At 65.9% G+C, this 21,644-nt stretch carries 16 protein-coding genes; 6 read left to right on the top strand and 10 right to left on the bottom strand.

Annotation, left to right across the window (positions count from 1 at the left end; all coding sequences use genetic code 11):
* Window positions 1-67 precede the first annotated feature (67 nt).
* Window positions 68-2,221 (top strand): molybdopterin-dependent oxidoreductase, encoded by a 2,154-nt coding sequence (locus NMD1_RS01300; RefSeq protein WP_125953282.1) that lies wholly within the window; start codon window positions 68-70, stop codon window positions 2,219-2,221.
* Here the strand turns inward: NMD1_RS01300 and NMD1_RS01295 are convergent, their stop codons facing one another.
* Window positions 2,222-2,767 (bottom strand): TetR/AcrR family transcriptional regulator, encoded by a 546-nt coding sequence (locus NMD1_RS01295; protein WP_158453842.1) that lies wholly within the window; start codon window positions 2,765-2,767, stop codon window positions 2,222-2,224.
* A gap of 138 nt (window positions 2,768-2,905) precedes the next feature.
* Here NMD1_RS01295 and NMD1_RS01290 point away from each other — a divergent pair, with 138 nt between their 5' ends.
* On the top strand, window positions 2,906-4,648 hold the full coding sequence (locus NMD1_RS01290) for an amidohydrolase family protein (RefSeq protein WP_125953280.1): 1,743 nt from the start codon (window positions 2,906-2,908) through the stop codon (window positions 4,646-4,648).
* Window positions 4,649-4,726: 78 nt separating this feature from the next.
* Here the strand turns inward: NMD1_RS01290 and NMD1_RS01285 are convergent, their stop codons facing one another.
* From NMD1_RS01285 to NMD1_RS01260, 6 genes are all read right to left on the bottom strand, one after another.
* Window positions 4,727-5,347, bottom strand: a complete 621-nt coding sequence (locus NMD1_RS01285; protein WP_125953279.1) for a TetR family transcriptional regulator — start codon at window positions 5,345-5,347, stop codon at window positions 4,727-4,729.
* Between the two features lie 10 nt (window positions 5,348-5,357).
* Window positions 5,358-6,530: a CaiB/BaiF CoA-transferase family protein gene (locus tag NMD1_RS01280; protein ID WP_233497338.1), complete on the bottom strand. Its 1,173-nt coding sequence runs from the start codon at window positions 6,528-6,530 to the stop codon at window positions 5,358-5,360.
* On the bottom strand, window positions 6,530-8,884 hold the full coding sequence (locus NMD1_RS21420) for an enoyl-CoA hydratase-related protein (RefSeq protein ID WP_125953278.1): 2,355 nt from the start codon (window positions 8,882-8,884) through the stop codon (window positions 6,530-6,532). The genes NMD1_RS01280 and NMD1_RS21420 overlap by 1 nt, the downstream gene beginning before the upstream one ends.
* 147 nt (window positions 8,885-9,031) lie before the next feature.
* Complete coding sequence (locus NMD1_RS01270) at window positions 9,032-9,688, bottom strand: energy transducer TonB (RefSeq protein WP_233497337.1); 657 nt, start codon at window positions 9,686-9,688, stop codon at window positions 9,032-9,034.
* Between the two features lie 41 nt (window positions 9,689-9,729).
* A complete protein-coding gene (locus NMD1_RS01265; RefSeq protein WP_125953276.1) occupies window positions 9,730-11,877 on the bottom strand; it encodes a TonB-dependent siderophore receptor in 2,148 nt (715 codons plus the stop codon).
* 137 nt (window positions 11,878-12,014) lie between these two features.
* Entirely contained in the window at window positions 12,015-12,419 is a 405-nt protein-coding gene (locus NMD1_RS01260; protein WP_125953275.1) for a hypothetical protein, read from the bottom strand.
* 243 nt (window positions 12,420-12,662) lie between these two features.
* Here NMD1_RS01260 and NMD1_RS01255 point away from each other — a divergent pair, with 243 nt between their 5' ends.
* The 3 genes from NMD1_RS01255 to phnX are packed head-to-tail and all read left to right on the top strand — an operon-like array spanning window position 12,663 to window position 15,803.
* Window positions 12,663-13,907 (top strand): DUF5690 family protein, encoded by a 1,245-nt coding sequence (locus tag NMD1_RS01255; protein WP_125953274.1) that lies wholly within the window; start codon window positions 12,663-12,665, stop codon window positions 13,905-13,907.
* Window positions 13,900-15,018, top strand: coding sequence for a TIGR03364 family FAD-dependent oxidoreductase (locus NMD1_RS01250; protein WP_233497281.1), 1,119 nt, complete (start codon window positions 13,900-13,902; stop codon window positions 15,016-15,018). The genes NMD1_RS01255 and NMD1_RS01250 overlap by 8 nt, the downstream gene beginning before the upstream one ends.
* Window positions 15,015-15,803: a phosphonoacetaldehyde hydrolase gene (gene phnX, locus NMD1_RS01245; protein ID WP_233497280.1), complete on the top strand. Its 789-nt coding sequence runs from the start codon at window positions 15,015-15,017 to the stop codon at window positions 15,801-15,803. The genes NMD1_RS01250 and phnX overlap by 4 nt, the downstream gene beginning before the upstream one ends.
* A 9-nt stretch (window positions 15,804-15,812) precedes the next feature.
* Here phnX and NMD1_RS01240 read toward each other — a convergent pair whose 3' ends face one another.
* The 3 genes from NMD1_RS01240 to NMD1_RS01230 form a co-directional block, all read right to left on the bottom strand.
* Window positions 15,813-16,553: a UTRA domain-containing protein gene (locus NMD1_RS01240; protein ID WP_124808957.1), complete on the bottom strand. Its 741-nt coding sequence runs from the start codon at window positions 16,551-16,553 to the stop codon at window positions 15,813-15,815.
* Between the two features lie 98 nt (window positions 16,554-16,651).
* Window positions 16,652-17,677 carry an aromatic ring-hydroxylating dioxygenase subunit alpha gene (locus tag NMD1_RS01235; protein ID WP_125953272.1) on the bottom strand — a complete coding sequence of 342 codons (1,026 nt, stop codon included), beginning with the start codon at window positions 17,675-17,677 and terminating at the stop codon, window positions 16,652-16,654.
* Window positions 17,678-17,798: 121 nt separating this feature from the next.
* Window positions 17,799-20,357: a TonB-dependent receptor gene (locus tag NMD1_RS01230; protein ID WP_125953271.1), complete on the bottom strand. Its 2,559-nt coding sequence runs from the start codon at window positions 20,355-20,357 to the stop codon at window positions 17,799-17,801.
* Between NMD1_RS01230 and NMD1_RS01225 the strand changes: the two genes are divergently transcribed.
* Window positions 20,323-21,486: an AraC family transcriptional regulator gene (locus NMD1_RS01225; RefSeq protein WP_158453840.1), complete on the top strand. Its 1,164-nt coding sequence runs from the start codon at window positions 20,323-20,325 to the stop codon at window positions 21,484-21,486. The two genes, NMD1_RS01230 and NMD1_RS01225, sit on opposite strands and share 35 nt — an antisense overlap.
* Window positions 21,487-21,644 lie beyond the last annotated feature (158 nt).

Below are 21,644 nucleotides of genomic sequence, written 5' to 3'. Positions count from 1 at the left end.
ATGCATCTTAAATGCTCATTTAAACGGGCGATTTCGCAGGTTTCCGGCGAATTGGAGGGAGAGGGAATTGGCAAGCAACGCCCCGATTCGGACCCAGACGACAAGCTTCTGCCGGCTCTGCGAGGCCTTCTGCGGGACGGTGGTGACGGTCGAGGACGGCCGCCCGGTCAAGCTGACACCCGATCGCGACAATCCGCACACGCAGGGGCACATCTGCGTAAAAGGCGCAGCGATCATCGACATAGCCAATGATCCCGACCGCGTGCTGCGGCCGCTGAAACGTGTCGGCGGCCCCGGCGAATTTGCCGAGGTTTCGTGGGATCAGGCGCTCGACGATATTGCGACGCGGCTGAAGGCGATCATCGCCACGCACGGGCCTCAGGCGGTCGCGACCTATTTCGGCAATCCGGGCGCCTTTTCGACCGACACGTTCATGTCGAGCCAATGGTTCCTTGCAAGGATCGGCAGCAGCAAGTTCTACGCGGCAGGGTCACAGGACAGCACTTCGCGCCACCTCGCGAGCTGGATTCTCTATGGCGTCGCCTTTCGCAACGCGATCCCGGACCTGCCGAACTGCGATTTCCTGATCATGACGGGCGCCAACCCGCTGGTATCGCACGGCGGCCTGCTCACCGCGCCGCGGATGCGCCACGATCTGGACGCCATTGCCGAGCGCGGCCGGGTGATCGTGATCGATCCGCGCCGGACCGAAACCGCGAAGCGGTACGAGCATATCGCGATCCAGCCCGATGCCGACGCATGGCTTCACGCAGCGATGCTCAAGGTCATGATCGGTGCAGGCACGGTCGACGACGCCTTCCTTGCCGCGCATTGCACCGGCTGGGACGATCTGCGCACGGCCGTCACCCAGGTCGATCTCGACGAGGCCGCGACCGCCACCGGCATCCGGCGCGACACCATCGAACGCCTTGCGCTCGATTTTGCAGCCGCGCCGCGCGCCGCGATGTACGGCCGGGTCGGCCTGTGCCGCGGCCGTTTCTCGACGATCGCCAACCTGCTGCTCGATGCGATCAACATCGCGGGCGGCAAGTTCGGCAAGCCGGGCGGGTCAACCTTCGGCGCCTTTCCGCTTGCCGAGGGCGCCGAACCGCTTTCGGGCTATCGCGAGCACCGCACGCGGATCGGCAACCTGCCGGTCGTTGCGGGGCTGATGCCCGCCGCCGCGCTGCCCGACGACATATTGCAACCGGGCGAGGGCCAGGTTCGCGCCATGATGGTCATCGCCGGCAACCCTGTGCTGTCCGCGCCGGGGGGCGAACGGCTCGAACGGGCACTCGAATCGCTCGATCTCCTGTTCTCGGTCGATCTCTATGTGACCGAGACGAACCGTTTCGCGCACTATATCCTGCCCGCGGCCACCTTCCTCGAAAAGGACGACATCCCGCTGATCGGGCTGTCGCACATGGTGCGGCCCTATCTCCAGTACGCCCGCGCCGCCGTGCCGCCGATGGGCGAGGCGCGCGAGGAACTGGCGATTTTCAGCGATCTCGCCGCGCGCATGGGGCTCGGTTCGATTGCACCGACTCCGGGCCTGCGCTGGCTGGAGCGGCAGGGCATGGCGATCACCCCGCTGACGCTGGTCGAGCTTGCGCTCCGCCATGGCCCGCTCGGCAAACGGCGCGGGAACGAAGCGCTCAGTTTCGCAAAGCTTGCGGATATGCCGCACGGAACGATGCTCGACCTGCCCCTCACCTATGGCGGCTGGGCCGACCATGTCGCCACCGACGATCGCAAGATCCGCCTCTGGCATCCGATCGTCGCCGACGAATTCGCGCGCTTCGCCGCCCAGCAGGCCGCGACAACCGACGGCGGAGCGCTCAAGCTTTTCAGCCAGCGCAAGCTCAAGTCGATGAACAGCTGGATGCACAATCCCGAAAAGCTGGCGCGTTCGCAGAGGCCGGCGCTGCTCGTCCACCCTGCCGACGCCGCACGACACGGCCTCAGCAATGGCGGCCGCGCCTGCGTGGCGAACGCACATGGCGCCGTCGAAGTCGCGGTTGAAGTGACCGAAGACGTGATCGAGGGGGCGGTCTGCTATCCGCACGGATGGGGGCACAATGGCGGCTGGCGCCATGCCAATACCCTGCCCGGCGCGAACATCAACCTGTTGCTCGGGCTCGGTCCGGAAGCGGTCGAGCGCGTTTCGGGAACGACGTTTATCGACGGCATCCCGGTGACGGTCACGCCGATCGCGGCCTGATCAGCGCGCCATCACCGCCGGCGCCAGAAAGTCGCGGACCAGCGCGTCCATGCTGGCGCGATCGTCGAGATCCTCGGCGGGGCGCTGAAGCAGCGCGCGATAGACGAAGCTCAGCCACCATTCGATCCGCTGGACCGAAATATCGGTGCGTCCCCGTCCCGTCGCCGCGATCCGTTCGATCACCGGCGCCCAATAGTCGTGCATCATCCGCTCGATGACCTGCGAGTGCTCGGCCAGTTCGTTGACGTAGCCCATCGAGCCTTCCTCGAAGAGGCCTTCGAAGATCGGCATGGCGCGTGCCGCATCGACGAGCGCCAGCACCGCGGCCGACAGCAGCGCCTCCCCTTCCAGATTGTCCGGAATGTTGTTCTTCGCGCGCTCGTTCACCAGCGCACCCTCGCGCAGCAGTACCGCCGTCGCGAGTTGCTGCTTGTTCGGGAAGTAATTGTAGATCGTCTGGCGCGTGATCCCCGAACCCTTGGCCACGGCTTCCATCCGCAACCGCTTGTACCCGACCTTCGCGATCACCTGATTCGCGGCGTCCAATATGCGGGCCTGCGTCCGGCGCGCGACGTCAGTTTCAAGTTCGTTGTCCATCATCCAACCCGCAGAAACTCTCAAAATTTGACGAAAATTATTTTTTGTCGCATTCATCCCGCATAACGACATACCGGGAGAAATGTCATGTACGGATTCGACCTCGTCATCAAGAACGGGACGATCATCGACGGCACGCGCTTTCCGCGCTTCAGGTCCGACATCGGAATCAAGGACGGGAAAATCGCGCGGATCGGGTACATTGCGGATCCCGGCAGCGCGCGCGTCGTCGACGCCAACGGGCTGATCGTCGCCCCCGGTCATATCGACACCCACACCCATTATGACGCGCAGATCTTCTGGGACCCGGCCTGCTCGAACGCCGGCGAGAACGGCATCACCACCGTCGTTACCGGCAATTGCGGCTTCGGCTTCGCCCCCGTCCACACGAAGGATCGTGAACGCGCGATGCTCATGATGGAAACCACAGAGCAGGTTCCCGCGATCCAGATGCAAACCGCCCTCCCCTGGTCATGGGAAACCTTCCCGGAACTCGTCGAGGCGATGCGGCGGACACCCAAGGCGGTGAACCTCACCATGTTCCTGCCGCTCAACGCGGTGATGTTCTATGTGATGGGCGAGGACGCGAAGCACCGCCGCCCGACCGCGCCCGAAATCGAAGCGATCAAGGAACTGGTTCACGAGGCGATGGATGCCGGCGCGTGCGGCCTGTCGCTAAGCTTCATGGGGCACGAGAACAACCATGTCGACATCGACGGATCAGCGATGCCGACCGACATCATGCATCCGGACGATGCCGTCGCCATGGCAAGCGCGCTGCGGGACCGGCAGGAAGGGATCATCCAGGTCATCGCGCAGATCGGCCCGGTCGGCGACCGAAGCATCAGCGAAAAGCTGGCGCGCGAGACTGGCCGGCCGATCCTGCACAACGTGTTCTCGGTCAGCGAATATACTCCAGACCTCCACCGCCAAAGCATGGCGTGGCTGGACGCGATGAACGAAGAGGAAGGCGTCGAGATGTACGCCGCCACCGTCATCTGCCGCGCCTGGAACGAGACCGAACTCTTCAACTCACCCGGCTGTTCGCTCGACGCACTCGACGTCTATCGCGAGCTGACCTTCTGCAAGGACCCCGCCGACAAGCGCGCGAAACTGCTCGATCCCGAATTCCGCCGCCGCTTCAACGAAAGCTATGACCCGGTCATGTTCGAGGCGACCGCGGGCGGGCTGGCCGACTATACCGTGATCGGAATGGGCGAAGGCTCGAACGACGCGAAGGACTATCTCGGCAAGACATTGGGCGAGATAGCCGCCGCCGAAGGCAAGACCGAAGTCGATGCCTTTATCGACACCGCGCTCGAAAGCGATCTCCGGATAGAACTCAAGACGCCCGGCATCGCGATCGACCCCGCGAAAGTCGCCGATCTGTTGTCGAACGGCCGCGTTCTCGCGGGCGCGTCGGACGGCGGGGCGCATACCAAGAACTTCAGCGGAGGCCAGTGGACCACCGACCTGATCCTGTGGCTCGTGCGCGACAATCATTTCCTCTCGCTCGAGGACATGCACTACCGCCTTTCCTATCAGCCCGCGCGCGCGATGGGCATCAAGGATCGCGGCGCCCTGCTGGAAGGCATGGCCGCGGACATTCTCGTCTATGATCTTGCCGAGCTCTATTTCGACCAGGACCGGTTCGACGTCGTTCATGACCAACCCGGTGGCGACTGGCGGCGCAAGGCGCGCGCCGGCGGATACCGCCAGATCTTCGTGAACGGCGTGCAGACGTTCGAGCGCGACCAACTGCTGGGTACAGCCCCCGGCGTCTATCTTGGCGACGGCACCGCTCGGCCGCAGATCGCCCGCGCCGCCTGATCGCATGCTGCGGGACAGAGTCATTCTCGTCGTCGGCGGATCGACGGCGCGGTGAACAACGCCGGACGCGCTCGCCGATTAACGCGCGAGCAGCCCGCCAACGATCAGTTCGCTTACCGTTGCAGCGTAGCGTTCGACAAGGTCATGATCGAGCGAACCATCGCCCAGGATCGTGTGCCGCGACTGCACCGACGAAAAGAGATGCGCGCAGGCGCCGTCGATTGCGAAGCTCACCAGGTTGGCGTCGACCGCGCGAAACGCGCCGCACGCGATTCCTTCGGCGATGATCGCCCGCCGTGCCTCGATCACCGGCCGCACAAAGGTCGCACCGACTTTCGCCGAGGCTGCGGGCGACGCTTCACGCAGCAGTTTCTGGAGCAGGCGATTGAGATAAGGCCGTTCGAAGTAAGCCTCGATCAATCCCTTGATATGGATTTCCATCTTTGCCGCCGGGGAAATATCAGCGGCGAGCAGGCGTTCGAGATGCGCCGAGGCGCGCCGTGCATCGCCCTCGATGATCGCGATCATCAGCCCTTCGCGGTTGCCGAAATAATAGCTGACCAGCGCGACGTTGGTGCCGGCGCGCTCCGAAATGTCGGCGATCGACACTTCGAGCAGCCCGCGCTCGATCATCAGGCCGCGCGCCGCATCGACGATACGCTGCGCCGTTGCCGGCTGGTCGGTCACGTCCTCGGCCATGCTGCCCCTGTCATTGCTTCTTCAGCCCCGCGCGGATCCGGTCCGACTGTTCACCCAGCCGCGGGGCATGACGCTTGGCCGATTCGAGCGGCTTTGCAAAGCGCACCGGATGCTCCATCGCGAAATAGCCCCCTTCGCTCGGATGCTCCTGACGCGAGAAAAAGCCTGTCGCCGCCAGATGGGGATCGTCCATGATATCGGCGATATCGCGCACCGGCTGCGCCGGGATTTGCGCCGCATGGCATTTTGCGACCAGCTCGGCCGTGGAGAAAGCCGGGGTCAGCCGGGCCATCTCGCGGTAAAGCAGCGGCAGATTGACCGTCCGCGCCTTGCGGGTCGCGAACCGCTCGTCCTCCAGAAACTCGGAATTTCCGAGCACCGCGAATACGCGCGGCCACGCTTCGTCGGTATAGGGCACGATGCTGACAAAGCCGTCGCGCGTCGGGAAGGGTTGCCGGTCGGGATCTATCTGGCGGAAATAGCCCACGGGCGCGTTCGGGGGATCGAAGGTCAGCCCGGCCATATGTTCGAGCAGCATGAAATGGCTGAACGCTTCGAACATCGCGATCTCCACCTTCTGCCCCTCACCCGTCCGGAGTTTGTGGACCACAGCCGCGAGCACCGCATAGGCGGCATGGAGGCCCGCGACCTTATCGGCAATCAGCGACGGCAGATAGCGCGCCCGCGGATCGCCATCGACGCGCGGCAGCAAGGTTGCCGTCCCGGTCGCGGCCTGGATCACGTCGTCATAGGCCTGCAGGTCGGCATAGGGGCCGTCCTGTCCGAACCCGACGCAATGCGCATAGATGATGTTGGGATTGATCCCCCGCACCGCGTCATAATCGAGCCCCAGCCGCTCGACCGCCTTGCCGCGCACGTTGAGCACGAACACGTCGGCCTCTTCGAGCAGCGCCTTCATGCAGGCCAGATCGTCGGGCGCCTTGAGATCGAGCGCAACCGACTGCTTGCCGCGGTTGATGGCCATGAAGCCGGGGCTCATGCCCGGCGTCGCCGCGGCCTTGCCCGACCAGCGGAATGCATCCCCCGCGCCCGGCGCCTCGACCTTGATTACCTCGGCGCCAAGTTCGGCAAGGATATGCGTGCAATAGGGGCCGAAGACGACGCTGGTCAGATCGACCACCCTGATCCCTTCGAGCATGGGCTTGCCGTCCATTGCCATCATCACGATCCGCTCCATTCGGGCTTGCGCTTGGCGGCAAAGGCGCTGACGCCCTCGCGGAAATCGCGCGTGCGCATCAGGCGCCCGAAAATGCGGCTGTTGGCCGCCAGCGCCTCTTCGAGCGATTCCAGATTTTCGAGTGTGTTGAGCGCCTCCTTCGAGGCGCGGATGGCCGAAGGCGAATTTTCGAGCAGCCGTTCGGCGAGCGCCCGCGCGGCGTCCATCGCATCGCCTTCGACGGCATCGTTGATGACGCCAAGCTCTCGCGCCTCGGCGGCACCGAAATGGCGACCCGTGAGAATAAGTTCCATCGCCGCCTTGCGCCCGATCTGGCGCGTTAGCCGCTGGACGCCGCCCGCCGCCGCATAGAGGCCGACCTTCACTTCCGGCAGCGCGAAGCGCACGCTTGCCGTTGCAACGGCAAGGTCGCACGCGAGGACGATCTCAAGCCCTCCGCCCATTGCCACCCCGTTGACCGCCGCGATCACCGGCTTGGTCCGGTCGAAGCGCGAGCAGAGCCCCGCGAAGCCCGACGGCGGGATCGACATGTCTCCGCCCTTCGCCGTGACTTTCAGGTCGTTGCCGCTGCAAAAGGCCCGGTCGCCCGCCCCCGTGACGATCGCGACCCACAGGTCAGGATCGCGCTCGAAATCATCCCAGATTTCGTGCAGTTCGAAATGCGCCGCGCTGAAGAGCGCGTTCATGGCCTCGGGCCGGTTGAGCGTGACCTCCAGGACATGCCCACGGCGCTCGACCAGCACATGCGTGAACCGCCGTGCCGGCAGGCCCGCTGCCCGACCCGCTGCCGGTGGGGGCTCACCAAGCCGGCCTGCGGGTTCGACGAAGTTCACCCCCTTTTCGTGAACGATGCGAACGGACCGGCCGATCGCATCCTGTTCGGCAAGGCTCGCCAGTGTCGCGCGATGCCCCGTGCGAACCCGCGCCAGCATGCGCCCCGTTTCGTTCGAGGCGATGACATAGCCGCGCGAAGGCTGCCCCTTCTTCCAGGTCACCGTATAGCTGTCGATCACCGCATCGGTCGTTTCGGCAAGCAATGTCGGCGCGGGCGCATTGTCGATGGCGCGCTGCCCGCCATCGTCGCGGCGCGGTTGCCAGCCTTCGACCGGCTCGGTCGAATAGACGCCGGCGGCTTCCTTCGAGAGGAAGCCGCCATTGGCGAGAACCAGGCCGAATTGCCCGGGCGACGCGCGCAACCGCTCGGCCATCGTCGCGATGGCATGCATCGAATAATTGTTCCCCGCTCCGCCGAAGAACGGCAGCCCGCCGGTGACGGTGCAGGGGGTGTGTCGCCAATCCACCCCGAGCACCTCGGCCGCGAGCAGCACCACGCAGGGGAAGCAGCTATAAAGATCGAGCTGTTCGATGCCGCGCGCCGTCTTGCCCGCCATCGCGAGCGCGTCCCGCAGCGCCGCCTCGATGGCGCGCGAACGCGACAGATCGGGCCGCTCCAGGACCGGCCGGTCCTTCACCGCGGCATAGCCATGCAGATAGACCCATTTGGCCGGATCGATTCCGGCCTGCCGCGCCGTGCCGACCGAGGTGAGAATAACCGCGGCGCCCTGGTTCACCGCGTCCTGCGCGACGTGCCATTTGAGATAGGGCTCGGCGATCGGATAATTGCCGTCCCCCGGTGTTGCGAGGAAATCGCGCGAGCGGCTCTGCGGGAATTGCGAATAGGGATTCATCGCCGCGACGTCCGAAAAGCCTTCCCACAGCTCGGACATGAGCGCGACATAGCCGGGCCGATCCAATCCCAGCCTTGCGCGCAGCGCCTGCTCGAACGCCGGATAGGTCTGCGTCGGCATGCCCAGCCCGTTGACGCGCTCGTAGTCGGTCAGGAGCGACGGCCCCAGACCGCGGTCCTCCCACGGACCATCGACGCTGTACGACCAGTCGAGCGTCAGCCGCGCCTTCAGCGCCTGCTTCATCGTCGCAATCGCCTCGGACCCGGCGAGCAGGATCGCTTTGGCATCGCCCGCGAAGATCGCTTCCGCCGCTTCGTTCACCAACGCCTGTGGCTGGTCGCCGCCCACGACCGAATAAATGCAGCGCGCATCCCCGATCCCCAATCCCGCCGCCAGCGTGACCGGCGGGTTGGCGCAGCGGCCGAACGGATGGCGCACGCCCTCGATCGAGTCATGATTGGCGCGTACCACGACCACGCCATCGATCATCTGGCGCAGCGCTTCGCCCGCGCCGCTGTCGGCAAGCGCGCGCTCGGCCGCGGCGAGTTGAAGCCCCAGCGGACTCGGCGCGTCGTCGATGTCCTGACCGTCCCAATGGCGAACGATCTGGCCGACGCCGACCAATATGGGGGTTTGCGGATCGATGGCCATGGAGCGCCTCTCCTCGGTGCATTTTAAATGCTTGTTTAATCGAGCGCCTAAATGCTCATTTAATCCGAGTCAATTGGATCGACGGAGCAGGTCGTGATTTTCGACGCCAGCCATCTGGCGAGGCTATGCGGCGCGCGCGGCACCAGCCTAATGGAACGCGACAGGCACCACGAATGCCAATTGCGCCGCTGCCAGGCCGGCGGGCGGTGCGGGCATCGGACTCGCCTGCCGCACCATCCGCAAGGCGATCCGGTCGAGATTGGGATCGCCGCTGGACCCGGCAATGTCGCTCGCCAGCAGGGTACCGCCGCGATCGATCCGGAAGGCGATCAGGACCGTGCCCCGCAACGCGGAAGCGCGTGGCCTGCCGGCCCTGATGTGGCGCGAAAGCAGAGTGCGGTAAGCGGCCATCATATCGGCCGGCTCGGCGATGGGCGGCGGAGGCGGTTCGGGCTGGGCCACAACCGCATTCGCGGCGTGCGGCACAGGCAAAGGCGCCAAGGCACTGCCTTCGGGCGACGCCGGCAAAGCGGAAACCGGCACTGCCGACGCACGCGCGGCCGGAATGGCAGCGGTCTGCCGCTCCGGCGACCGTCGGGGTGCATCTGCCGGCTTGTGCAACGGCCGCACCGGGCGGGAGGGCGGCGGAGCGGAAAGGGTCATCAGCGTCAGCCGCAAGGGTTGCGCCGTCTTGCCTGTTTCGCGGGCTCCGTACGCGACCACCAGCGCCGCCACCGCCAGCGCGTGAAGCAGCGTGGTGGCGGCCAGCGCCACCACGCGCGGGGCCAGCGGGCCGAAGCCCACCAGCGACAATGGCCGAGGCCTGTCTCCCCCGCCACGCATGGTCAGAAGCTTACGCCGACGCCGACGTTGACCGAGCGCCCGCGCCCCGGAACCGGGCGCAACGTACCGGTGGCCTTGTAATCCCCCAGCGAAACCCCGCCCAGCGGCAAGCTGTAAGCCTTGTCGAACAGGTTCTCGCCCTCGACGCTCAGGCGCACCGGTCCCAGCGTGTAGGCCACGCGCAGGTTGACCAGCGCATAGGCGGCCGTGCGTGGTTCGTTGCGCGTGGCATCGACGCGGTTCTTGGCGGCGACCCATTCAAAATCGACGCCGGCTTCCAAAGCGCCCTGCCGGTGTTCCAGCCCCACTTTGATGTCGAGCGGCATCTGGTGGTAGAGCGGCCCGCCATCGCTTAGATTCTGGCCATGCACGTAGGCCAGCGAGGCGGTCAGCGTGGTGGCGTCGCGGTCCGCGCCCTTGCGCAGCGTGGCATGGCCGGACACGTCCACGCCGAAGAACTCCGCCCCCTGGTTGGCGAACTGCAACTGCACCCATGGGAAGGCCGTCATCATGCTGCCCGTCAGCTTTTTGACGAACACCGCATCGATGTAGTCGTTGACGTGGGTGTAGTACGGCGCAATCCGCAGCGACCAGTCCTGCGCCGCTCCCTGGAACTCGATCGCCGCGCTTACCGTGTCCGCGCGTTCCGGCCGGAGGTCGAGATTGCCGAAATAACCGTTGCCGTCGCCGTACCAGCCGATCATCCGGCTGGACATCGCGCCCCGGCCCCAGGTGTAGCGCTCGTAGATGTTGGGCGAGCGCGCCTTGTGGGCATAGCCTAGTTCGATCGCCACACCACTGGCGGGTGCGTAGCTCAACAGCGCGGAAGCGCTCCAGTTGTCGTTCTTGCGCGCATGGGACACCGCATTGAACGCCATGGCCGCCATCGCATCGTCCATGTTCATCATGCTGGTGGAATAGGGCTGAACATTGCCCGTGTTCATGGTGACGTGATCGAGACGAACGCCCACGACGCTGGAAAGACGATCGCTCCAGTGCCGCTCCCACTCGGCGAACGCCCCCAGCCGGTTGCGATGCGCGGCATTGACGTTGAGATAGGTGTTCGGCCCCATCATCATGCTGCCGGCGACCGGCGGCCAGTAATCGTTGAGCCACTGGTGATGATACTCGCCGCCAAGGCGCAGCGTTTCATGGCGGGAGACGGGGAATTCCAGCCTCAGCGCGGTGCTGAAGGTGTGCACTTCGGTGTTCATCGGCATGTTGGCCGGCATCTTGTCCTTGAGGAAGTTCATCTCGTGGTCGGTATCCCGGTAGTCCGCGGTGAACTTCGCCGAGCCCCAGTCGAACTCGCCCTCGTATCCGAAGTTGAGGAACCATGACGTGTTGGAGACCATGTCCATCGCCTGGTTGGCGAAGCCCTCGTAAGGCGAGAAGTGGTAGCCGCCCTTGAGACGGAACAGGCCGATGTCGCTCCGATAGGCCAGCGCGAGCGCCTGATCCGTCTTGGCGAATTCGGTGGAGCGGACAAGTCCCAGATCGCCCCCGCCCTTGTAACGGTCCGACTGGGTGTAGGAGCCGGTGTAGGTGGCGCTCAGCCGCTCGCCCGCAACGGTCAGTTGCGCCGCGCCGCCGAAGCCATCGCCGTTCGAGCGATAAAAGGCCGACATCGTGCCGGTCAGCAGCGTTCCGCCGCCGGTGGCGAAGCGCGGCGCGGCGCTTTCCACGGCGATGATCCCGCCGATGTTGTCCCCACCCATGCTGACCGGCGCGACGCCGGGCACGACCCTGATCGCGTGGATCGACTGGGGATCGGTGTAGGACAGCGGAGAATTCATGTCGTTGGGGCAGGCGAAATCGATCGGACTGCCATCCACCGTGATCCGCAGGCGCTGTTCGTTCAGCCCGCGGATGACCGGCATCGACGAAAAGCCGCCACCGCTGTTGGCGCTGACGCCGGGAATCCAGCGTAGCAGCGCGGCCGTGTCGCTGGTGGAAAGCTGGAGACGGCGAATGTCCGCCTCGGACAAGGTCCGGCCGGTAACTGGTGCTGAGGCGACGGCATCGGCCGGGGTGCCCGCCTCGACATCGACCTGGGGAAGCTGGCTGGCCTCCTGCGCGTGGACGGCAAGGGGCAGGAGCGCCGACGTGGCGCCAAGAAAGGCCCGCAGCGGGCGAACGCAAAACGACATGATATTCCTTTCAGGGGGCGGCCCGATAGAGGCCGGCAGCCCGCAAAACGCGCGGTCACACGCTCCGAAGAGCGGCGCGCAAAATTTTCGCTGACGGCGGCAGACGCCGGCAGCCTATGAGACGAACGCGGAAGAAATCAGGCGCGCGCGGGCGGACCGCGCAAGGGTGGCCGAATGCGATCCGCGCGCCTGCGTGCCGGCTGTCGGACCGGCGCGAAGCCCAGCGCCAGGATGAAGGCCAGCGCCAGTGCCAGAAGCACCGGCCCCGGCGCGGCCATCGACGCCATGGACAGCGACGAAAACGGGCATTCGCCCTTGTGCTGCTGCGGGGACGGACCGGGCCCGTCACGCTTCAGCGGCACGACCACGTCCTTCGCGGCATGGCTGCCCGTGCCGTCTTCGCACACCAGTATGGTGAGCACGGTTGCGCTTTGCCCAAGCATGTACCCCGCCGGCACCAGTGCCTTCAGGCACAGCGCTGCCGCGACCAGCGCAATGGCGAAGGCGCGGTGCCGCATCAGGAAGGAACGCACGAGGGTCATCGCCGGCGCGCATAACCTTGCGACGCCCCCCTGTCATTAATGCATATCAAAAACCCATCCCCAAACGACTTCCAGCACTCGCCGACACCCGTGGACCTCCAGCATCGGCACGAAAACGCGCGGCCATCGCTGACGGCCAGGTGTCACCTTACTGCCTCACATCTGGTCCATACCAGATGCATGATCCCCGCGAATCCCTCCCCCTCCGGTAGCGCGGCCAGCGCGCGTGCCACGGATTGGCCCATGCTGCTGCTGGGCGGACTGGCCGCGTTCAGCGCCTATTTCGCGATGTACGCCTTCCGCAAGCCGATCGCGGCGGCGACGTTCGGCGATGTCGGGCTGCATCCGCTGGGGCTGGACTACAAATCCGCGCTGCTGATCGCGCAAGTTCTGGGTTACGCCGTGTCCAAGCTGATCGGGATCAAGGTCATCGCCGAATTCGGCCGCACCGGCCGCGCCCGCGCCATCGCCGCGCTGATCGGCGCTTCGTGGCTGGCGCTGGTGGGCTTCGCACTGCTGCCGCCGGTCTGGGGCCTGCCCTGCCTGTTCCTCAACGGATTGCCGCTGGGCATGATCTGGGGGCTGGTGTTCAGCTATGTCGAGGGGCGCCGCGTGTCCGAACTGCTGGGGGCGATGCTCTGCGCCAGCTTCATCCTGTCCTCCGGCATGGTCAAATCGGTGGCGACGCTGCTGATGCAGCAAGGCATTACCGAACGCTGGATGCCAGCGGCGACGGGCGTGCTGTTCGTGCCCGTGCTGCTGGTGGCGCTGTTTATGCTGGAACGGCTGCCGCCCCCTTCGCCCGAGGACGAGGCCGAGCGCACCGCCCGCGTGCCGATGAGCAAGGCCGACCGCGCGGCATTCATGCGCGATCACGGCGTGACCATGGCGCTGCTGGTCAGCGGCTATATCCTGCTCACCGCCTTCCGCGATTTCCGCGATAACTTCGCCGCGGAACTGTGGAATGCGCTCGGCTATTCGGGATCGGCGGCGATCTTCTCGCAAAGCGAACTGCCGGTGGCGGTGATCGCGCTCGCCGGGTTGGGCGCGCTGATGCTGGTGCGCGACAACCTGCGCGCGCTGATCGCCATGCACGGCCTGATCCTGCTGGGCGCGGCAGCGCTGGGGCTGGGCACGCTGGCGTTCCGGGTGGGGCTGATCGGACCGCTGGCCTGGATGATCGTGACCGGGGCCGGCGTCTATCTTGCCTATACCCCGTTCAACGCCATGCTGTTCGACAGGATGATCGCCGCGCTGGGCCGCGCCGGCAACGCGGGTTTCCTGATCTACGTGGCGGACGCCTCGGGCTATGTCGGCAGCGTGGCGCTGCTGGTGTGGCGCAACCTGGCCGCCCCGCACATGGACTGGCTGCGCTTCACCACCGATTGCGCCTATGCCGCGTCGCTGGCGGTCGCGGTTCTGACATGCTGTTCGGCCATGACCTTCGTGCAACGGGCACGCAGGAGGCATGAGGCGAGCTATGCATGATGTGATCGTGGTGGGCGCGGGGATCGTCGGCCTCGCGCACGCGCTGGCGGCCGCGCGGTGCGGACGGCGCGTGCTGTTGATCGACCGCGATGCGCGGGCCAATGGCGCGTCGATCCGCAATTTCGGCTTCGTCACAGTGACCGGTCAGGAACGCGGCCGGGTGTGGGACCTCGCCCGGCGCAGCGCCGCGATCTGGCGCGAGGTCGCCGGGCCGGCGGGCATCCGCGTGGAGCAGGAAGGCCTGCTCGTAGTGGCGCAGCGGGCCGAGGCGGGCCGCGTGCTCGATGCGTTCATGGAAACCGAAATGGCCGAAGGCTGCCGGCGACTGACGGCGGTGGAAGTGGGTGAACTGTGCCCGCAGGCGAGCGCCCCGGCCGGCGCCTTGCACAGCACGATCGACTTGCGCGTGGAAGCGCGCGAGGCGATCCCCCGGCTTTCGGCGTGGCTGGCGGCCGCGCACGGGGTCGCCTTCCGCTATGGCGTGGCGGTCGCGCAGGTCGAAAGTGGCCGGGTGATCTGCGCCGATGGCGCCGTGCTGGAAGCCGAGGCGGTGTTCGTGTGCCCGGGGGACGACTGGGCGACGCTCTATCCCGCGATCTATGCCGAGGAAGGCATCCGCCGCTGCAAGCTGCAGATGCTGCGCCTTGCCGCGCCCGAATGGCGCCTGCCCTCGCCGGTGATGAGCGATCTCAGCATGGTACGCTATCTCGGCTATGCCGCGCTGCCCGAAGCGGGGGCCTTGCGCGCCCGGCTGGAGAGCGAGGAAGCGAAGGCGCTGGGCTGGGGCATCCACCTGATCGCGGTGCAGAGCGCCGATGGCAGCCTCGTCGTGGGGGACAGCCATGATTACGCGCCGACGCCCGATCCCTTTTCCGTGGAAGCGATCGATGCGGCGATGCTGCGCCAGTACGCGGCGGTGCTGGGCGCGCCACCCGCCGTTCTCGAACGCTGGACAGGGACCTATGCCTCCGCCGCCGGCCATTCGATCGTGCGCGCGCCGGCCGAGGGCGTGCGGCTGACCGTGGTTACCAGCGGCACCGGCGCCTCCACCGCCTTCGCGCTGGCCGAGGACGTGGTCGGCGATCTTTTCGACAGTCAGGGGAAAGCATGATGGTTCCGGGCCTTAAAGCGGTGGTGTTCGACTGGGCGGGCACGATGATCGATTTCGGCTGCCGCGCACCGGTGGTGGCGCTGTGCAAGGTGTTCGAGAACGCCGGCGTGCCGGTGATCGAGGCGGAAGCGCGCGCCGACATGGGCAAGGCCAAGAGCGACCACATCGCCTCGATCCTCGCCGCGCCGCGCGTCCGCCAGGCCTGGACCGATCGCCACGGCCAGGCGCCCGGCGAAGCGGCGGTGGAAGAACTGTTCGCCGCCGTCGGCCCGATGATGCGCGCGGCGGCGGCCGAGTGCGCCGAACTCATCCCCGGCGCGGCCGCTGTGGCGGGCGCCTTGCGCGCGGCGGGCGTCAAGATCGGTTCCTGCACCGGCTATACGCGCGACATGATGGTCGACATCCTGCCGCGCGCGGCGGAACAGGGCTATGCCCCCGATATGCTGGTCTGCGCGGGCGAAACGGCGGAAGGCCGCCCTTCCCCGTTGATGCTGTGGCGCAATCTCGTCGAACTCGGGGTCTGGCCGGCCAGTGCCTGCGTCAAGGTGGACGATGCGGAAGTGGGCATTGCCGAGGGGCTGGCCGCCGGAACCTGGACCGTTGGCATCGCCGCCAGCGGCAACGGTGTCGGCCTTTCGGCGGCGGAACTGGCCGCGCTCGATCCCGCGGACCGCGCGGAACGGATCGCCAGGGCGCGCGCCGGGCTGGAAGCGGCGGGCGCGCACGTGGTGATCGATACCGTGGCCGATCTGCCGGCAGCGCTGGCGCAATTCCGCTTCGGCTAGGGGAACCTGCTAGGGCCGCACGGTCAGGTCCACATGGACCCGGATCGCGTCGTGCCGCCAGTATTCCTGATCGTATTCCACCACGCGGCCCTGCGCATCGAAGCTGGTGCGGACGACGAGCAGGCCGGGCGTTCCCGATTTCACGCCCAGCCCGTCCGCCGCGTCGCGCACCAGCGCGCAGGGGCGCATGTCCACGCGGTTGCGGGTGACGGTGACGCCATAGACCGTAGTGAGGATATGCGTCAGCGACCCGTCCAGCGAATGCGCCAGCAGGTCCGGCGCCAGCGCCGGGTCCACGGTGATGCGCTCGACCAGCACCGGGCGCCCGTCGATCGTGCGGCGACGGTCGATCACGTGCAGCGGCGCGCCGGGCGCCACGCGGAAGATATCGGCCAGCCCTGACGAGGCTGGCACGCTCTGCTTGCTCAACGTCTCGGTGCCGGGCGTTCGGCCCTGTTCGCGGACGTAGGTCATGAACCCCGCCCAGCGTGTCGGGTCATAGGTGACGGCGGGCGGAGAAACATACCAGCCGCTGCGGTCGCGCCGGTAGATCAGCCCTTCGGCTTCCAGCAGGAACAGCGCCTCGCGGATCGTGCCGCGCGCAGTGCCGGTGCCGGTCTGGAACTGGCGCTCGGACGGCAGCCGCGTTCCGGGCTTCAGCCGCCCCATCTCGATGTTGAGCGCGATCTGGTCGCGCAGCGCGATATACTGCGGCCCGTCCGAAGCATCCGGCGCGCGGGTGATGTCCATGAGGTCCGTCTTGGGGCGCATTGGCTACAGCCATGGCAGCACCGGCCGCGCGCGGTCAACGCGGAATGCGGCGTGGTCAGAAATGGCGCCGTCCCGTCTCACCCGTCCTGCGATTGCATCAGCCTTGTGAACAGCGTGATCGCCTTGTCGGCCGACGTGGGCATGACACGGCGACCCGGATCGGTATCGATGATGCGCTGTTGCGCCTCGATCATCGTCTTGTCCTCGTTGAAGGCCATGATTGCCACGTCGATCATCGCCTGCGCCATGGCTTCATCGCCATGCTCGGCCGCCGGCCCCCAGGAAAAGTAATAGCTCGTCGTGCTTTCGCTGGTGGGAGTCACCGCCTGGCTGGTGAAATTGGCGAACAGCGAAGGCGCGTGCGCCGGGGGTGCATCGTACCCGAACGCCTCCGCGCTGCCGGTCGGGAACAGCGCACTGTACAGCAGGAACACGCCGGGCAGCACGAAATCGTAGGATGTCCAGATATCGACCCGCTCATGCTCCGCCGCCTTCCCTAGGGGCGGTGTTGGCGGAGTGCCGACGATCCAGCGCGACGAACGTACCCCTTCCGCGATCGGTTCGACCCTGGGGCGGTTGCGCGACCATGCCTCGTCCGCGCCGAAGCTGGCGGCATGGACATAGGCCAGATGGGTGAGATCGAGCAGGTTGTCGTTGATCAGCGAATAGTGCGCCCGATAGTGCAATTCGCCGGTCTTGAGCACCCACGCCGGATCGTCCAGCGCTTTCGACGGCGCGATCCGCGAAGGATCGGCGCGATCGGGATCGCCCATCCACACCCAGATCCAGTTGTTCCGCTCAACTGCGGGGTACGTCCGCACGCAGGCGGAATCGGGAATGGCATCCTGCCCCGGAATCTCGCGGCAGCGCCCGTCCGCGTCGAACAGCAGGCCATGATACAGGCAGCGGATCGCGTTCCCTTCGATGCGGCCCAGCGAAAGCGGAGCCAGGCGGTGGACGCAGCGATCCTCCATCGCCACCAACGCCCCCTCCTGCGTGCGCCAGATGACGACGGGTTCGCCCAGCAGCATGCGCTGGGTGGGCTTGCCCGCCTCGAACTGGTGGCTCCACCCCGCGACGTACCAGCAATTGCGGATCAGCATTTTCCATCCCCATTCAACGAAGCGGCCCGCGTGCGGGGCGGTCCGGGAACCTTGCCAGGCAGGTTCCCGGACCCGGCCGCGCACGGTCTCGCACCGACCCGCGCGGCCGAACCGCAAGACATCAGAACTTCACGCCCACTTTCGCGTACCATTCCGCCGGGCGGCTCCAGGTGCCGTAGATCTGCCCGCCGGAAATCTGCGCCTGCCCGGTCACGATGTAGCGCGTGTTGGTGATGTTGGTGCCGCCCACGGCCAGGTCCCACACCCCCGACGGCGATTGATAGGTCACGCTGGCGTTGACGATATCCAGCCCCGGCCGGCGCAGCAGGTAGGTGCGCTCGGTATCGTTCCACAGCGACGAGGTGCGGGTGTAATCGGCCAGCAGCACGACAGCACCGCCGTTGCCAAGCTCCAGCTTGTAACGCGGCGTCACGTTGAACTTCCACTTGGGCGTCTTGGGAAGAGCCCCGTTCACCACGGTCCCCGCCTGGAACGGGTTCGGCGTGACGATCGCCTGCGGCAGAAGGCTGGTGTAATAGGCATCGGTGTAACCGACCGACGCGTTGATCGTGAGCCCGCCCGCGGGCGCGATCGTGGCTTCGGCCTCGAAACCCTTGATCCGCGCGGTGCCGGCGTTCTGGACCGTCGGGCTCACGCCCTGCTGGAAATTGAGCTGGATGCCATCGTACCGGGTGGTGAAGGCCGCGAGGTTCAGTTGCAGCCGACGATCCAGCCAGGTCGACTTCACGCCGATTTCAAAGCTCTCCGCCTTTTCCTCGTTGAAATCCGGCGCATAGGGCAGCGGGTTGGAAAGGCGCGTGGTCCAGCCGCCGGTCTTGTAGCCGCGCGACCACGAGCCATAGGCCATCACATCATCGGTGGGATGCAACTGGATGCCGACCTTGGGCGCGAAGTTGTTGAACTTCTTCTTTTGCGTTCCGCCCACGTAATAGCGCAGCGGTTCGCCCTGCACGGGGAAGCCCAGCGCGCTCTGGCAGGGATCGCCATAGACCGGGCAATTGAACAGCTTGTAGTTGAACCCGTTGGCGTCGGACTGGCGGCCGATGAAGTCCTTGTCCTCGTGCGTGTAGCGCCCGCCCAGGGTGATGCCGACAAGATCGCTGATGCGCCAGTCGACCTGGCCGAACACCGCATAGTTCTTCGTCTTGAGATCGTTCGGCCCGATGATCTGGAGCAGGCCTTCCGAAAACGTGACGAAGTCCCGCATCTTGCCTTCCTCGCGGAAGTAGTAGCCGCCCAGCACGAAGTTCAGCTTCTTGTCGAGCGCGCTGCCGATCACCTGCACTTCCTGGCTGAACTGGTTCTGCGTCAGCGAGAACGAAGGCTCCAGGATCGCCATCGGGGAATTGTCGAGATCGAGGCCCGACGCCCACTTGATGTTGCGATAGCCGGTGATGGATTTGAGCGCGATCGTGTCGGACAGGTCGTAGTCCATCACGCCGGTGAAGCCATAGACCTTCATGTTGGAGAAGCTGTTGCCCGTGGCGTAGCTGGTATCCTTGTCGGTCGAGACCCAGCGGTTGTCATACGGCAACCGGTTGTTGTTCGGATTGCCGTCGACGTTCACGCTGGCGAGCGGGGGCAGGTTCGCGCCCGGGTTGAGCGGCGTTCCCCGCACCCCACACAAGGCGCCGGCGTTGCGCGCGGCAATCTCGGCGGAAGTGGCGCCGATGCAGAAGTTGTAAAGGCCGGCAAACAGGAACCCCGAGGTGCCGGTCGCCACGTCCAGCGCGGTGCCGGGGATGTTGTTCGCGGCAAGGCCGGCGAACGGGCCGGGCACGCCCGACGTCACCGCCAGCACCGAATTGGCCATCGAGGACTGGTCGATCTTCATGTAATCGCCGCCCAGCGTCACCTTGAAGCGGTCACTCGCTTCCCACAGCAGCTTGGCGCGGATCGTCCATTCGTGCTGACCGCCCTCGCGATCGGACGTCCGGTAGCCGCTCTGCGGGAGAGAACCCGCCCGGTCGGTGACGTAGGGCGTCGCCGCAGTGTAGGGGATGCGCTTCTGGTATCCATCACGGTTCTTGACGGAGAACGTGACCGAACTCTTCAGCGTGTCGCTCAACGGCAGATCGGCATAGCCACGCACGTCGATCCGGTTGTAGCGCCCGGTGGTGACATCGCCCTGGAACGCGGGCTTGTCGCCCGGCGTGCGCGTGACCACGCTGATCGCGCCGCCGATGGTGTTCCGGCCGAACAGCGTGCCCTGCGGCCCCTTGAGCACTTCGATCCGCTCGACATCCGGCAGATCGAGGTTGGCGCCGACCGTCCGTGCCAGATAGACCCCGTCGAGATAGATGCCGACACCCGGATCGATATTCATTGCAAAGTCGTTCGCGCCGATGCCCCGGATGAACGCCGACAGCACGGACGAGGAGCCGGAGAACGGCGTGCCCGCGTCCAGCGTGACGTTGGGTGCCGCATTGGAAAGCTGCGCTACATCGCCCACGGCCCGTTCGCGCAGCGCCGCTCCGCCGAATGCGGAAATCGCGATCGGCACGTCCTGCACGCTTTCCGCACGCTTCTGCGCGGTCACCACGATCTCCTGAATGCCGCCGGCATCGTTTCCGCCCGCGGATCGCCCGCCGGCTTCCTGGGCATGGACAAGGCCCGGCACGGCCATGGCGATGATACTGACTGCTGACGTGAAGCGCATGCGTTCCTCCCCTGCCAGACGCATTTCGGGGGCGCCGGCTTATGGAGGGAGTTTAGGTCGAGACGGTTGGCAACAAACAGGGCCTGCTGTGCACAAAATACGGGGTGAAACGTGCACTCGTGGCCGGTTTCGACCGATGGCGCCTTCGTGTTATTCCTTTTCCGGGAGAAATCGGGAAAAGCGAGAATACCCGGTGCAAGAATTACTGCACGTCAACACGGCGGATGCGCCCATCGGACAGCGCTGCAGCTTCTGGACAGGGCAGGTCGCCGCGCACCTTTCGAACATGCGCATTGATGTCGGGCGCAAGCTCGATTTCAACGCCAGCATTTCCATCCGCTCGCTCGGCCCTGCGCGGATCGCGCTGGTCGATGCCGATTTCCAGGCCATTTCGCATCGCGCAGACGGCAACGAGAACCGCTTCCACCTCAACCTTGTCCATGAAGGCGGCATGGTGCTGCATCGTTTTGGCGAAAGGATCGAGCTTTCGGCAGGCGATTGGTGCCTGATCGATGAGCGCGAGAGCTACGATTTCACCACATCGGAACGTTGTTCCTGCATCGTGATGCAAATGCCGGTGCCGTGGGCGAAGCGCATCATCCCCGATCCCGGCAAACCCCTGATCGCCAGCAGCACGTGTGAAAATCACTGGAAGACCGCCCTGTCGCACGGCCTGCTCGCGGTCGGCACGCGCGAGATCCGCTACAACGCCGTCGAGGACGGCATGGTTGCGGAACAACTGGCCAATCTCCTGTCGCTGGCACTCGGCCCACGATCGGACATGGTAATCGGCCGGCACAAGACCGCGCTCCTGCGCTCTCTTCGTCAGGTCATGAGCGAGCGCTTCACGGAAAATTCGCTCACCGCCCGCGATGTGGCCGCCGCAAACCGCATTTCCCTGCGCTATCTTCACCAGCTGTTCGCCACACAAAACACGTCATTCGGCCAGCAGCTTCTGGCGCTCAGGCTGCACCGCGCCGAACAGATGCTTGCGGACAGACGGCTCGCCAAGGTTTCGATATCCGAGATCGCTCACGCCGTGGGTTTCGCCGATTCCGCAACGCTGACCCGCCACTTCCGCCTGCACCTTGGCCTTACCCCGCGCGACTATCGCAAATCCAGGGTTTAGGGTTCGTCCGCTCCTGAATATCGAACGCCACCCCCTAAGGTGGAACCGCCATTGATCGTGCCGGTGGCCCGCCACCGGGCGACCGCTTCCGCATCGATGAAAGGCGCGCGGCCGAAAGCATGCATCCTCCAGGACCGGGAAATCCGATCGGCTCACGC

Origin of the sequence: Novosphingobium sp. MD-1 (assembly GCF_001014975.1) — a bacterium.
Classification (GTDB): domain Bacteria; phylum Pseudomonadota; class Alphaproteobacteria; order Sphingomonadales; family Sphingomonadaceae; genus Novosphingobium.
This window is presented reverse-complemented; position numbering and strand designations above follow the sequence as displayed.

What these genes read in the sequence shown, in the direction of transcription:
- NMD1_RS01260 (WP_125953275.1), bottom strand. Translation starts at nt 12,419, where the DNA reads ATGACCCTCGTGCGTTCCTTCCTGATGCGGCACCGCGCCTTCGCCATT.
- NMD1_RS01265 (WP_125953276.1), bottom strand. Translation starts at nt 11,877, where the DNA reads ATGTCGTTTTGCGTTCGCCCGCTGCGGGCCTTTCTTGGCGCCACGTCG.
- NMD1_RS01240 (WP_124808957.1), bottom strand. Translation starts at nt 16,553, where the DNA reads ATGGACATCACCCGCGCGCCGGATGCTTCGGACGGGCCGCAGTATATC.
- phnX (WP_233497280.1), top strand. Translation starts at nt 15,015, where the DNA reads ATGATGGTTCCGGGCCTTAAAGCGGTGGTGTTCGACTGGGCGGGCACG.
- NMD1_RS21420 (WP_125953278.1), bottom strand. Translation starts at nt 8,884, where the DNA reads ATGGCCATCGATCCGCAAACCCCCATATTGGTCGGCGTCGGCCAGATC.
- NMD1_RS01235 (WP_125953272.1), bottom strand. Translation starts at nt 17,677, where the DNA reads ATGCTGATCCGCAATTGCTGGTACGTCGCGGGGTGGAGCCACCAGTTC.
- NMD1_RS01285 (WP_125953279.1), bottom strand. Translation starts at nt 5,347, where the DNA reads ATGGCCGAGGACGTGACCGACCAGCCGGCAACGGCGCAGCGTATCGTC.
- NMD1_RS01250 (WP_233497281.1), top strand. Translation starts at nt 13,900, where the DNA reads ATGCATGATGTGATCGTGGTGGGCGCGGGGATCGTCGGCCTCGCGCAC.
- NMD1_RS01225 (WP_158453840.1), top strand. Translation starts at nt 20,323, where the DNA reads ATGGCGATGATACTGACTGCTGACGTGAAGCGCATGCGTTCCTCCCCT.
- NMD1_RS01255 (WP_125953274.1), top strand. Translation starts at nt 12,663, where the DNA reads ATGCTGCTGCTGGGCGGACTGGCCGCGTTCAGCGCCTATTTCGCGATG.
- NMD1_RS01290 (WP_125953280.1), top strand. Translation starts at nt 2,906, where the DNA reads ATGTACGGATTCGACCTCGTCATCAAGAACGGGACGATCATCGACGGC.
- NMD1_RS01230 (WP_125953271.1), bottom strand. Translation starts at nt 20,357, where the DNA reads ATGCGCTTCACGTCAGCAGTCAGTATCATCGCCATGGCCGTGCCGGGC.
- NMD1_RS01280 (WP_233497338.1), bottom strand. Translation starts at nt 6,530, where the DNA reads ATGATGGCAATGGACGGCAAGCCCATGCTCGAAGGGATCAGGGTGGTC.